Below are 12,276 nucleotides of genomic sequence, written 5' to 3'. Positions count from 1 at the left end.
CCGCAGCGCGAAATAGATTCCTTCCGGGCGGATCGGAAGTTCCCAGATCGTCGGTCCGGGCGGGACGGACGATCCCACGGCGCCGCCGAGGTATTCGATGATCGTCCGCGCCGGATCATAGGCCCAGTAGTAATCGATCCCGACGTAATCGAGGCGGGCGCCGATCCGGTCCACGAGGGCACCGTTGATCCGGTCGTCCGCGCCGGCGACATAACCGACATTGCTGGTCACCTGAGCGTTCGGCCGGACGTGATGAATATGGTCGAAGATGGTGTTGTGCGCCTGGGCGATCCGGTCCAGCATCTGGACGGGGTCGGCGTTACCGCGGCCGGCCTCGTGGGCGATATAGGCGACGGGCTCGTTCACGGTGACCCACAGCGGGTCCCGGTCCGCGTAACGGTCGACGACGGCACGCATATTCGCCAGCCAGTCCTCGACGATGGTCGGACTGCGCCAGCCGCCCCGGTCGGCGATCCACCCTGGATACACCCAGTGATCGAGGGTGATCATCGGTCGCATACCCGCCCGGGTGATGCTCGCGATCACCGAATCGTAGAAGCGGAATGCCTGCTCGTCCCACACCCCCGGTGCCGGCTGCAGACGTGCCCATTCGACCCCGATCCGGAACACCCGGACGCCGAGATCCGCGGCGAGCCGGATATCGGATTCGTAGCGGCTGTGGAAATCCACCGAGTTCCCGAGCCGGTCGTAGCCCGGGGTGGCCGCGATATACCGCGCCCAGTTGCTGTCGGGCGCATGACCTTCGGCCTGGAACCCCGACGATGCCACGCCCCAGAGGAACCCACCGTCCAACCGTGGTAGTCCGGCCGTGGATTGCGGGTCGGCCGCAGAATGCGAACAGAACAATACGGTCGAGACGAGAACCGTAAGCGTTGCTACACAGAACCGACGGAGCCGTGGGCGCATCGGATCAGGGTAGCCGGAAAGCACCGGCTCGGCGTGGAATTGCCGATCGGGAGAACCGCCTGTCTCAACGCGTCACCAGCGCGTCCACCGTGGCGGCCGCCGGTATCCCGGCTGCCACCACCGCCATGACGATATGCGAGCGGCGGTAGTGCGTGGTCAGCACGGCCACGAATTCGCGGAGAAACGACGCGGGCACGAAATAGCGTGCCGTCCGCGCGCCCACGACCCGCGCATCGACCCCGAGTCGCCTGGTCAGCGCCGCGGCACGCAGCACATGGAAGTTGCTCGTGACCACCGTGACACGCATCGCGGCGGGATCCAGCCCGGTCTCGGTGAGCAGACGCAGACTGTTGCGCAGGTTCTCCTCCGTGTTGCGCGACTCCCGTTCCCGCACGATCACCGGTTCGGCGAGGCCCGCCGTGATGAGATACGCCGCCATCGCGTCCGCTTCGCTGACGGCTTCGTCACCGCCCTTCCCACCGGAGGTCACGACCAACGGCGACCGCCCCCGGGCGGTTTCGGCGCGGTACACCCGCAGCGCCCGGTCGAGGCGGGCAGCCAGCAACGGCGTGACCTTGTTCCGGTGCAGACCGCACCCGAGGACGATGACAGCGTCCACACCTTCCTCGTCCGGAAGCCTGCCGTAGGCGAGGGCGTAACCGGCGAACGCGAGCAGATGGGCCACCAGGTATACGCCCACCAGGGCCACCGCGCCGGCGATCGCCATCACCCACTGCGGAACGGCGGGACCCCGCAACAACAGGAACGCCGCGGCCACCGACAGCGTCAGCAGCCCGGCACCCGCGAGCACCGGAGTCGACGTCATGGGTTGCACGCCCTCGCGCCGCATGACACCGATACCGTTGGTGAGCAATCCGATTCCGGCGACGACCATCACCATCAGGAACAACGCCCCCACCGGCACCGCCGCGGAAGTCCACGGGGACCGATCGGCGATACGCGAGGCCGCACTACCCAGACCGGCGACGACCAGGACGACCGCGGCCAGCATCGTGAATCCGTTGGACAACCGGCGCGGTTCCCGAACCAACCGGACCGCGCCGAACACCGCCACACACCAACCCGCCCCGAGCAGAAGCACCGGACCCACCTACCGCCTCCTGTAATCGGCCGCCACTCCCGGACTACCCCGAATCGTGCCGTTCCGTCGCTACGCGGACATATGAGTAGCCTTCGGGCGAGGTCCACCGCAAACCCGGATCGCACTCAGCATCAATGCGCATATCCATATATGTACAGAATATAGCCCGGTTCAGGCTTCGATTCCGAGAGTGCTTGCGCCGTCCGCAGCCTCACGCGGATACCGTCCGGGTCCGGCTGGTGGGGTTATAGATTCGTGAATGTGGTGGATTGGGTGCGGCTGCGATTGGATACCGAGAAGTTCGACGGCTCGAAGTTCGCTTCCCCACGGGACGAGGCCGGCCTCACCGGCATGGTCTTCACCACCATCGCCGAACTCGGTGACACCGCCGAACACCACCGCGCGCTTTACGAACTGAACAAGACCTGCTCGGCCGACATCCCCGGCCGGGGCGAGTTCTACAGCTACCCCGACTACATCACCCACCGCATCGCCGCCCCCGGCTACGACCCGAACGGCGTCATCCTTGCGATTCACGAAGGCAGGTGGGTGGGCATGGCGGCGACCTCGCTGCACCCGGCGGACGCGGTGGCATTCAGCGAGATGACCGGTGTGCTCAGAACGTTCCGGGGGCGCAAGCTGTCGCTGGCGCTGAAAGTACGGGCAATCCGATTCGTCCGCGACGCCGGCTATCGATGGCTGGTCGCATACCACCATCCCGCCAACACCGCGGCGATAGCGATGAACAGGCGTCTCGGCTTCGAGGACTACGCGCGGTAGAACCGAGCCGGGCGCCGGGCTCTACGCAGGGCGGCGCCATCCCCTTCGCGGCCGGCTGTTCGTCAACCCATTCCTCTCGAAAAGAATCCGGTACGCCACAGCGAATAATTGCGTTCTCGCCCCCGATCGCCTGCGAAATCTCCGCGGACAACCACCTACAAAAAGCCGACTTGCAAACGCAAACAGGCGAATGGAATGAACGCCCGAATCATCATTCCGTACTTCTATTGCCACACAACCGGTCCCGAAACCCGCCGGCCGAAAATATTCACCCCTCGATCTGGATCGCGTTCGACTTCGTTGCTAGTCTTTTGCTGCCGCCGAGCACGTTCTCACCCACTCGGGGGCACGAACCCTGTTGGTACCAGGTGCCTTCCGGTCATCGCGCTATTCGGCGAGTCGATCCTCGATTCTCGGCAACGTGGTCGAAGGGCGGCCTATCGATCTGGAGGACCGTGGAGCGTCGCAGGACGACGGCTTTTTCGGTTCAGGAGTTTCATATGAATCTGGATGACGCATTACGCGAGGGCATGGCCGTGGACGGCGCGATCGGAATCGCGCTCGTCGACGCGGGAAGCGGAATGCTGCTGGCGAAACAAGGCGGCAGCTCGGTATTCGACCTCGACGTGGCCGGCGCCGTGAACACAGAGGTGCTGCGCGCGAAGCTCCGAGCGATCGAGGCCCTGCAGTTGGACGATGCGGTCCAGGACATTCTCATATCCCTCGAATCCCAATATCACATCATCATGCCGCTCGCGCGAAATGCCGATGAGCAGCTCTTCCTCTACCTCGCACTCGACCGTGCCCGGGCCAATCTCGCCCTCGCGCGCCACCAGCTCCGCCGCGTCGAGCAAGCGGTCAGACTATGACCGGAGTTTCCGGGCGCCGGGAAGTGCTACTCGGCGACCCGGCGGTCGTAGGCCGCCTACTGCAGCAGGCATGCGATGAGATCGACGGCGTGGAGCACGCCATCATGACCAGCCGAGACGGCCTTCTCATAGCCGCGAACAGGGAATCCAGCGGTGACGACGCCGACAGTATGGCGGTTCGCGCGTCGGCGATGGCCGCCGCCGGTGCGGGGATAGGCGATCATTTCACGCAGCTGGTCTCCCACGGCCGGCTACAGGGTTCCATCTTCGAGGCCGAGAACGGCTGCGTCGGCGTCTTCCCGATCAGCACGACCCTGCTGCTCATCGTGACCGGCCGGGCTTCCGTCAGCATGGGCCGGTTCAGCATCGCGGCCAAGCGAACCGTGCAGCTGCTGCAATCCCCCGACTCATGATTTCCCGGCCGTGTTCGCACCGCCCGTCTACACGGGTCGCTCGCGAATGACGGCTCGGACATCCGGCGCCGCACCGGAACGCCCGAAAGGCGTTTCGGTGCAACGTCGCCGTGGCGTGGCCGGTCACCACCACGCCGCAGTCGGTGAGAAATTCACTATTGTTGTTACGGTATAGACAACCGTATTGTTACCTGTGCCACGTCACGGTCGGGGCAGATCTCAGGATCGAGGCAGGTAGGTCATGCGAAGAGTAGTGCAGTTCTCCACCGGTAATGTCGGGCGGCACGCGCTGCGGGCCATCATCGGTCGCCCCGACCTCGAACTGATCGGGGTACACGCCGCGAGCCCGGCCAAGGTCGGACGCGACGCCGCCGAACTCTGTGGGTGGGACCGGCCGACGGGCATCCTGGCCACCGACGATATCGACGCACTGCTCGCGCTGCGGCCCGATTGCGTCGTGTACACCGCGCTCGCCGAGACCAGACCGGTGGAGGCCATCGAGCAGATCTCGACGATCCTGGCCGCGGGTGTCGATGTCGTCGGGTCGTCGCTGGTGTGGATGGTCGCGCCCCGGCACGCCGAGGACTGGGTGCGCGAGCCGCTGGAGAAGGCGTGCGCGGCAGGCGGCGCTTCGCTGTATATCAACGGAATCGACCCGGGCTATTCCGGCGATACGCTGGTACATACCGCGCTGGGACTGGTCACGCGTGCGGAGACGATCATGGTGCAGGAGATCTTCGACTACGGCAACTACGACGACGCCGAATTCACCGGCGCCGCCATGGGTTTCGGGGTGGCCGAAAACGCCGAACTGCCGCCGCTGTTCCTGCCCGGGGTGGTGGAGTCGATGTGGGGCGGACAGGTACGCGGCCTGGCCGCGGCGCTCGGCGTCACCCTCGACGGGGTCCGGCAACGAACCGAGCGCTGGTTCACTCCGGAGCGCATCGACTGCACCATGATGACCGTGCTGCCGGGGCAGATGGCAGCGGTCCGGTTCGCCACCGAGGGGGTGCGCGACGGCAGGCCGGTCATCACCCTCGAGCACGTCAATCGACTCACCCCGGCAGCCGCGCCGGAGTGGGACTACCCGCCGGACGGACATATCGGTGTGCACCGCGTCGTGGTGGAGGGGGATCCACGGGTCGAGATCAACACCCATGTATCGCATCCGCGTTTCGACGCCACCGACGCGGGTTGTATCTCGACCGCGGCCCGGGTGGTGAACGCGATCGACTGGGTCTGTGATGCCCCGGCCGGAATCGTCTCGATCGAAGATATCCCTCAGCCCGCCGTCGTCAAAGGCCTACTGTGGTGACCCGGCCGCCGGACCGGTGCTCACCGCGGCCGTGGCGGCCGGCTGTTATCCGCCGGCCCGAGGCCGCCCCCGCTCGTATCACCGGCGCGGCGCACCGATCCGGCAACCGCGCGCGAGGCCGTCGGCGGCTATGATGGACTTGTGTCCAGACAGGTGACTATTACGGGTTTCGCGGTGCGAATCAGAAGTGCGGCGAGCCGGCAGTGACGATCCCGGCCGACGACCCGGGACATGAACAGGGCCGGGCCGATGCCTTCTCGCGGCCGGAAGACGAGGCCGCGTCGGCGGCAGTGGACCGCACTCGCGAACGGATGTTGGACGCCACGATCGGTGTGGTCGCCGACGGCGGCTTCGACACGGTGGTCATGCGGGAGGTGGCTAGTCGTACGGATGTACCCATAGGAGCGGTGTACGAGCGTTTTCCGTCGAAGGTTCACCTGCTGATTGCCGCACTCGAGGCCGAGTTGCTCCTGTTCGAATCCGAGGTCGGTGGCGCGTTGCGAGCCATCGACGACCCTTCCGAACGTTTGAAGTACCTGGTGGACCGACTCACCCTCGGAATGCAGCGATCCCATCGGGTGGCCGGGGCAATGACCCGCGCTTGCACCGTGGCGTGGGCAATGGCGATCCCCGAGACCGACCTGATCCGCGAACGAACCAGCGCCATGTTCGTCTCCGCATTCGCCGGCGGCACCGGCAAGCCGATGAATCCCGGTGCCGCCGAGGTGCTCACGGAGGTTTGGATCGGTGAGATCGTCGCGGTGGCACAGAAACGCTGTTCCATCGCGCAGCTGCGCGCGCGGCTCATGCTGGTGATCGATCTGCTCGACGGCAGCACCGGGGCCGCCCCCGGATGACAAAGCCCCGGTTCGATCCGGCGCAGTTCCGCCGATGCGATGTGCCGCCGGAGCGGCGCGACCGGAAAATCGTTACAGAATACCCTGTGGTAGCGTCAACAGTGTCACTTTCGGCAGAGTAGCGTGCCGCAGAGCCCGCAATCTCCGCGGCCCGTGCGATACGCCTTGCCGATGTCACGCCGGTAAGGAAGTAGGTTCGAGATGGCGAAGCAGGGCACCGCCACGAAGCGCCCGAGACGCGAACGCGGCTCCCTCAATCCCGACGATATCGTCGCGGGCGCCTTCGAACTCGCCGAAGAGATCTCGATCGACAATCTCAGCATGCCGCTGCTGGGAAAGCATCTCGGCGTCGGTGTGACCAGCATCTATTGGTACTTCCGCAAAAAAGAAGAGCTGCTCAACGCCATGACGGACCGGGCGCTGCGGCAGTATGCCTTCGAGACACCGTTCATCGAAGCCGGAGACTGGCGCGACACGCTGCGCAAACACGCGCAGACCATGCGGCAGGCCTTCCTCGGCAATCCCATCCTGTGCGATCTGATCCTGATCCGATCGGCACTGGGTGAGAAGGCGGCCCGGCTCGGCGGCAAGCAGACCGAACGGGTGATCGCCGGCCTCGTCGAGGCCGGCTTCTCATTGGAGAGCGCGGTGGAGACGTATTCGCGCGTCCAGTTGCACGTGCACGGTTTCGTTGTGCTGCAGCGACTCTCGGACAAGAACCGGGACCTCGGCCCCGAATCCACGGCGTACTACGAGAACGTGATCATCGATCCGGAGACCACTCCCCTGCTGGCCCGGGCCGCCGCCATGGGGTACCACTCCGGGGCGCCCGACGACCGGAACTTCGAGCACGGCCTGGATTCCATTCTGGATCAGGCCTACCGGCTACTCGAGGGCGGCGAGCAGGAGACGAAATCCACACCCGCCCGCCGCGCCACCCGCCCCGCGGCGAAGAAAGCCGCCAAGCCGCGTAATCGCGCGGCCACCAGGTAAAAGATCCGCTCCCGTACGGTGCCACCGTCTACAAGGGCATTCCGTGGCACCGTACGCCGAGCCGGCACGGGCGCTTCGAGGGCATCACCGCGACGGGACCGGTCACAGGCGATGCCGGTGGCTCAGCGGGGCTGGAAACGCTGCGCGCCGTCGATCCGCACGACCTCCCCGTTCATGTACGGGTTCTCCAGCAGGTGCTGGGCCAGGTTCGCGTATTCGTCCGGCGCACCCAGCCGCTTCGGGAACGGCACCGTCGAGGCGAACTTCGCCAGTCCTTCCTCTCCGATCAACTCCATGATCGGAGTGTGCATGGTGCCCGGGGCGATACTGTTGAGCCGGATCCCCAGCGCGCTGAGGTCGCGGGCACCGGTGAGCGTCAGAGCGATGACGCCACCCTTGGCCGTCGAGTAGGCCGACTGCCCGATCTGCCCCTCGTACCCGGCGATCGAACTCGTCATCACGATCGCGCCGCGTTCCCCGTTCGGCTTCGGCTCCAACTTCCCCATTCGTGCCGCGGCCAGCCGCAGTACGTTGTAGGTCCCAGTGAGATACAGGCCGATGGTGTCGGTGAAGCCCTTCAGTGTGTGCGGGCTGCCGTCGCGGTTCACCACCTTCTCCAGAACCCCGAATCCACCGTGGGCGATCACCGAGTACCGCAGTTCACCCAGTTCTGCCGCCGCGTCCAGCGCGGCGTTCACCGCGTCTTCGTCCAGTACGTCGGTGCGTACGTAGACGGCCTTGTTGCCCAGCTCGTCGGCCAGCTCCTGGGCCTTCTCGTCGGCGACATCGGCGATGACGACCGCCGCGCCGGCGCCGTGCAGGCGGCGTACGGTGGCGGCACCGAGCCCGCCGGCGCCGCCGGTCACCAGAACGACTTCTCCCTCGAACGACACCGGGGGTTCTCCTTACTTTCGTGATCAACAGGTCGGGATCCGATGGACGTGCGGTGCCGGTCAGGTGCCGGTCCATTCGGGAGTTCGTTTCTCCGCGAAAGCCTTCGCGCCCTCTTGCGCGTCCCTCGAGCCGAATACCGGGGCGAGCAGCTCCATCTGCTTCTGCCACATCTCCTCCGCGCTCCAGTACCGGGACTCGACGAGGATCTCTTTGGTCACCGCGACCGCCAGCGGTCCGTTGGCGGTGATCCGGTCGGCGAGCCGCAGGGCTTCGGTCAAGGCCGCACCGGGCTCGGCGAGCACGTTGACGAACCCGAAGGTCGCCCCCTGTTCGGCGGTGAAGTTCTCGCCGGTGAGGGCCAGCTCGAGCGCTTTCTGATAGGGAATGCGCTGCTGCAGGCGTAGGAGCGCGCCGCCCCCGGCCACCAGGCCCCGCTTCACCTCCGGGATGCCGAACTGCGCACTGCGCGAGGCGACCACCAGGTCGGTGGCGAGCGCCAGTTCCGTGCCTCCGGCCAGGGCGAACCCTTCCACCGCGGAGATGATCGGCTTGCGCGGCGGCCGCTCGGTGAAACCCATGCCCCGGCCCGGAATATACGGGTATTCATCGGCCGCGAAGGCCTTGAGGTCCATACCCGCGCAGAAATTACCACCGCTACCAGTGAGGACGGCGACCGACAGCTCGGGGCTGTCGTCGAGTTCGTCCATGGCTCCGGCCAGGCCCCGGCTCACCGCCAGGTTCACGGCATTGCGCGCGTCCGGTCGGTTGATCGTGATCACCAGCGTGCGCCCGCGGCGCTCCACCAGAACTTCGTCCGACACCGGTCACCTACCTACTTGTGTGAATGAACAGGATTGTGTTGCCGGATGCACGACGCGTCCGGCGTGGCGGTGCCGGGATCTCAGACCTCGAGCACCAGGGCACCGCCCATACCGCCGCCCGCGCACATCGCGGCGACACCGATTCCGCCGCCGCGGCGGCGCAACTCGTAGATCAGCGTGGTCACCATGCGGGCACCACTGGCCGAGATCGGGTGACCCAGACTGCATCCGCTACCGGAGAAGTTCACCCGCTCCTCGTCCATGCCGTACTCTCGGCAGGCCGCGATCGGTGTGGAGGCGAAGGCCTCGTTGATTTCCCACAGCGCCACATCACCCACGGCGAGGCCGGCCCGCTCCAGCACCTTGCCGATCACCTTCACCGCGCCCAGGCCGGTATCCCGGGGCGCCACCCCGACATTTGCCCAGGCGCGCACGCTCGCCATCACCTCCAGCCCTTCGGCCGCGGCGTAATCATCGCCGACCAGAGCCACTGCGGCGCCGGCGTCGTTGATCCCGCTGCTGTTGCCGGCGGTGATCGAGAACCCTTCGATCTCGGGATGCAGCACTGGCAGCGCAGCCAGGCGCTCCAGTGTGGTGTCGCGGCGCGGGTGTTCGTCCACCGCGAAGTCGATCACGGTGCCGTCGGCCTGCGTGACCTTCAGCGGGACGATCTCGTCCACGAACTTGCCGGCTTCGATGGCGTCACAGGCGCGCTGATGTGAGCGCAATGCCCACGCGTCCATCTCCGCCCGGCCGATACCGACCGCTTTCGCGGTGTTCCAGCCCACCGTGACCGACATATCCATGGTCGGGGCGTCGGGGGTCTCCGGATGCGACGGCGGGATCCACGGTTCGATGAACTCCATTTCCGGCCCCGAATCCGGTTTGCGCCACTTCATCAACGGCGCGGTGGACAGCGACTGCACACCGCCCGCGACGAGAACCTGCTCCATATCGGAACGGATATGCGCGGAAGCGTTGGCGATCGCGGTGAGACTGCCCGCGCAGTGCCGGTTCACCGCCTGCCCCGGGACGGATTCCATCCCGCAGGCCACGGCGGCGTGGCGGGCCAGGTCACCCCCGCCGTAGTTCAGTTCGGCGAACACCACATCATCGACCGCGCCGGGCTCCACACCTGCCCGGCGAACCACTTCCGGCAGCACTGTGGTCGCGAGAGTTTCGGTCGGCACGTTCGCCAGCGCGCCCTTGAACGATCGCCCGATCGCTGTCCGGACGGCGCCCACGATGACGGGTTTGGCCATATTCTCTCAACCTCTGTTCGAGCCACACGCGCAGGTGTGGCGATGTACATCCGGGAAACACGATCCCGGGTTTCCAACTGTAATACTTACCGTATAGTACTTCAAGACAGTTGCTCGTTCAGGAAGGGAGCGCCGATGACCGGCCTGCTCAACGGCATCCGGGTGGTCGAACTGGCCTCGTGGACCTATGTACCCAGCGCGGGCGCGGCGTTGGCCGATTGGGGTGCCGACGTGATCAAGATCGAGGACACCCGCGGGGGCGACCCGTGCCGGAACCTGGTCGTCGGCGGGCTGACCGTCGAGGGTTCACCGGTGCGGGCGAGCTTCATGATGGAGATCGGTAATCACGGCAAGCGCAGTATCGGCGTGGATATCAAATCCGACCTCGGCCGGGAGATCCTGGCGAAACTGCTCGCGGGGGCCGATGTCTTCCTCACCAACTGGCTCCCCGGACCGCTCGAGCGCGCGGGCCTCACCGCCGAGCGCCTGCGCGAGCTGAACCCCGCGCTGATCATCGCCCGGGGCAGCGGCCACGGCAGTCGCGGCCCGGAGAAGGATCGCGGCGGCTTCGACGGGGCCAGCTACCTGGCGCGGGCCGGTGTCGCGTACGCGCTGAGCCCGCCGGACACCGAATATCCGGTGGCCCAGGGGCCGGCTTTCGGCGACCTCCAAGGCGGTATCACCCTGGCCGGCGGTGTGACGGCGGCGTTGTTCCACCGCGAGCGGACCGGGCACGCACCGATCGTGGACAGTTCACTGCTCGCCCAGGGCATGTGGGCCGTGTCCCCGGATATCGCGGCCGCCGACTACTACGGTATCGACCGCATACCCGCCGGTCCGGCGGGTACGGCGCTGAATCCGGCCGTCAACCGCTACCGCACCCGCGACGATCGCTGGGTGCAGCTGATGTTCCTGCAGACCGACCGCTACTGGAAGGGCTTCTGTGACCGGATAGGGCGGCCGGATCTCGGTACCGACGAACGGTTCGTTCCGCTGGCGAACCTGGTACTGAACCAGGAAGCGGCCACCACCGAATTGCGCAAGATCTTCGCCGAACGCGACCTGGCCGAATGGCAGCGGGTCCTTGCCGGCGAACCGGGCGTCTGGTCGACGATCGCCAGTCCACAGGAGGTCCTCGACGACCCCCAGGTCGCGGCCAACGGCTACCTGATGTCCGTGCACGACGACGCGGGCCACCGGTACCGCACCGTCGCCGCTCCGGTGCAGTTCGACGAGACGCCCGCCGCGCCCACCCGGGCCCCCGCCTACGGCGAGCACACCGAGACCCTGCTGCTGGAACTCGGAATGGATTGGGACGAGATCATCGCCGCCAAGGACGCGGGAGCCATCCTGTGATCGGGCACCGCTGCGCGGAGGTGTTGCGGCGTGTACTCGTCGACGAGCTCACGCCGGTCTCTACGAACCGCGAGGAGCAATCGTGATCAAGAGCGGCAGCCGATTGGAAAGCCAGGTCTGCGATACCCAGGTGATCGTCATCCGCGCCACCGGCGCGCTGACCGGACTGCGCTGCGGTGGCGTGCCGATGGTCGCGCTCGGCGACGAGAAGGCGGCGGGCGCGGTACTCGATCCCGAATTGGCCGAGGGTACCGCGCTCGGCAAGAGATACGTCCACGACAGCGGCGCCGAAATCCTGGTGACCCGCGGCGGCACCGGCACGCTCACCGTGGAAGCGACGCCGCTCGCGATCAAGGACGCGAAACCGCTTCCCGCGAGCGATTGACCGATCGCGGCCGCGGGCTTGCCGAGTCGCGCCCGCCCGCGGTCGCCGACCGGCCCGGGCCCTGTCAGGCGATCACGTCTTCCAGGTGTCGAGGAGTTCGCGGGTCGTGGTGACCGTGGCCAGCAGTGACAGGGTGTTGTCGATCATCGCCGCGCCGTATTCCGCCGGTACTCCGGCCACGGCGTCCCGGGGCAGGACTACGTCGTAGGCCGAGTTCACCGCGTCCATGACGAAGTTCGGGATGGCCACGTTGAGGGATACGCCCACGGCGACGATCGTCGACACACCGAGGTTGCGCAGCA

General features: G+C 66.6%; 14 protein-coding genes. 8 read left to right on the top strand and 6 right to left on the bottom strand.

The features are described 5' to 3' along the window. Both ACWDU1_RS19970 and ACWDU1_RS19965 read right to left on the bottom strand, forming a co-directional pair. The coding region (locus tag ACWDU1_RS19970) for a family 1 glycosylhydrolase (RefSeq protein WP_450000431.1) at positions 1 to 927 on the bottom strand (927 nt) is incomplete at its 3' end. Between the two features lie 64 nt (positions 928 to 991). After that, the gene (locus tag ACWDU1_RS19965; protein WP_450000430.1) at positions 992 to 2,038 is read right to left on the bottom strand and encodes a YdcF family protein; all 1,047 of its coding nucleotides are present in this window, start codon (positions 2,036 to 2,038) and stop codon (positions 992 to 994) included. Between the two features lie 252 nt (positions 2,039 to 2,290). On the opposite strand from ACWDU1_RS19965, the gene ACWDU1_RS19960 reads away from it, so the two are divergent. The 6 genes from ACWDU1_RS19960 (at position 2,291) to ACWDU1_RS19935 (ending at position 7,256) form a co-directional block, all read left to right on the top strand. Beyond that, the gene (locus ACWDU1_RS19960) at positions 2,291 to 2,809 is read left to right on the top strand and encodes an N-acetyltransferase family protein (RefSeq protein WP_450000429.1); all 519 of its coding nucleotides are present in this window, start codon (positions 2,291 to 2,293) and stop codon (positions 2,807 to 2,809) included. 500 nt (positions 2,810 to 3,309) lie between these two features. Continuing rightward, positions 3,310 to 3,678, top strand: a complete 369-nt coding sequence (locus ACWDU1_RS19955; RefSeq protein WP_450000427.1) for a hypothetical protein — start codon at positions 3,310 to 3,312, stop codon at positions 3,676 to 3,678. Beyond that, the gene (locus ACWDU1_RS19950) at positions 3,675 to 4,091 is read left to right on the top strand and encodes a roadblock/LC7 domain-containing protein (RefSeq protein WP_450000426.1); all 417 of its coding nucleotides are present in this window, start codon (positions 3,675 to 3,677) and stop codon (positions 4,089 to 4,091) included. Before ACWDU1_RS19955 ends, ACWDU1_RS19950 begins: the two co-directional genes overlap by 4 nt. Positions 4,092 to 4,332: 241 nt before the next feature. Continuing rightward, on the top strand, positions 4,333 to 5,406 hold the full coding sequence (locus tag ACWDU1_RS19945; protein WP_450000424.1) for an NAD(P)H-dependent amine dehydrogenase family protein: 1,074 nt from the start codon (positions 4,333 to 4,335) through the stop codon (positions 5,404 to 5,406). A 314-nt stretch (positions 5,407 to 5,720) separates the two neighbouring features. Next, the gene (locus tag ACWDU1_RS19940) at positions 5,721 to 6,263 is read left to right on the top strand and encodes a TetR family transcriptional regulator (protein WP_450000422.1); all 543 of its coding nucleotides are present in this window, start codon (positions 5,721 to 5,723) and stop codon (positions 6,261 to 6,263) included. 201 nt (positions 6,264 to 6,464) lie between these two features. Next, positions 6,465 to 7,256: a TetR/AcrR family transcriptional regulator C-terminal domain-containing protein gene (locus ACWDU1_RS19935; RefSeq protein WP_450000420.1), complete on the top strand. Its 792-nt coding sequence runs from the start codon at positions 6,465 to 6,467 to the stop codon at positions 7,254 to 7,256. Positions 7,257 to 7,378: 122 nt separating this feature from the next. On the opposite strand, the gene ACWDU1_RS19930 is transcribed toward ACWDU1_RS19935, so the two are convergent. The 3 genes from ACWDU1_RS19930 to ACWDU1_RS19920 form a co-directional block, all read right to left on the bottom strand. Then, on the bottom strand, positions 7,379 to 8,149 hold the full coding sequence (locus tag ACWDU1_RS19930) for an SDR family NAD(P)-dependent oxidoreductase (RefSeq protein ID WP_450000418.1): 771 nt from the start codon (positions 8,147 to 8,149) through the stop codon (positions 7,379 to 7,381). 60 nt (positions 8,150 to 8,209) lie between these two features. Then, positions 8,210 to 8,971 carry a crotonase/enoyl-CoA hydratase family protein gene (locus tag ACWDU1_RS19925; protein ID WP_450000416.1) on the bottom strand — a complete coding sequence of 254 codons (762 nt, stop codon included), beginning with the start codon at positions 8,969 to 8,971 and terminating at the stop codon, positions 8,210 to 8,212. Positions 8,972 to 9,051: 80 nt separating this feature from the next. Beyond that, positions 9,052 to 10,233, bottom strand: a complete 1,182-nt coding sequence (locus ACWDU1_RS19920; protein ID WP_450000414.1) for a thiolase family protein — start codon at positions 10,231 to 10,233, stop codon at positions 9,052 to 9,054. Between the two features lie 135 nt (positions 10,234 to 10,368). Here ACWDU1_RS19920 and ACWDU1_RS19915 point away from each other — a divergent pair, with 135 nt between their 5' ends. After that, entirely contained in the window at positions 10,369 to 11,589 is a 1,221-nt protein-coding gene (locus ACWDU1_RS19915) for a CaiB/BaiF CoA transferase family protein (RefSeq protein WP_450000413.1), read from the top strand. An 82-nt stretch (positions 11,590 to 11,671) separates the two neighbouring features. Continuing rightward, entirely contained in the window at positions 11,672 to 11,974 is a 303-nt protein-coding gene (locus ACWDU1_RS19910) for a hypothetical protein (RefSeq protein ID WP_450000411.1), read from the top strand. Between the two features lie 72 nt (positions 11,975 to 12,046). Here ACWDU1_RS19910 and ACWDU1_RS19905 read toward each other — a convergent pair. Further along, positions 12,047 to 12,276: isochorismatase family protein (locus tag ACWDU1_RS19905; RefSeq protein ID WP_450000410.1), on the bottom strand; the 230-nt coding region annotated here is incomplete at its 5' end.

The sequence above is a fragment of the Nocardia sp. NPDC003345 genome (assembly GCF_053589395.1).
The sequence above is the reverse complement of the archived record's forward strand: the minus strand, read 5'-3'. Positions and strand labels throughout refer to the sequence as shown.

What these genes read in the sequence shown, in the direction of transcription:
- ACWDU1_RS19955 (WP_450000427.1), top strand. Translation starts at nt 3,310, where the DNA reads ATGAATCTGGATGACGCATTACGCGAGGGCATGGCCGTGGACGGCGCG.
- ACWDU1_RS19950 (WP_450000426.1), top strand. Translation starts at nt 3,675, where the DNA reads ATGACCGGAGTTTCCGGGCGCCGGGAAGTGCTACTCGGCGACCCGGCG.
- ACWDU1_RS19945 (WP_450000424.1), top strand. Translation starts at nt 4,333, where the DNA reads ATGCGAAGAGTAGTGCAGTTCTCCACCGGTAATGTCGGGCGGCACGCG.
- ACWDU1_RS19935 (WP_450000420.1), top strand. Translation starts at nt 6,465, where the DNA reads ATGGCGAAGCAGGGCACCGCCACGAAGCGCCCGAGACGCGAACGCGGC.
- ACWDU1_RS19920 (WP_450000414.1), bottom strand. Translation starts at nt 10,233, where the DNA reads ATGGCCAAACCCGTCATCGTGGGCGCCGTCCGGACAGCGATCGGGCGA.
- ACWDU1_RS19915 (WP_450000413.1), top strand. Translation starts at nt 10,369, where the DNA reads ATGACCGGCCTGCTCAACGGCATCCGGGTGGTCGAACTGGCCTCGTGG.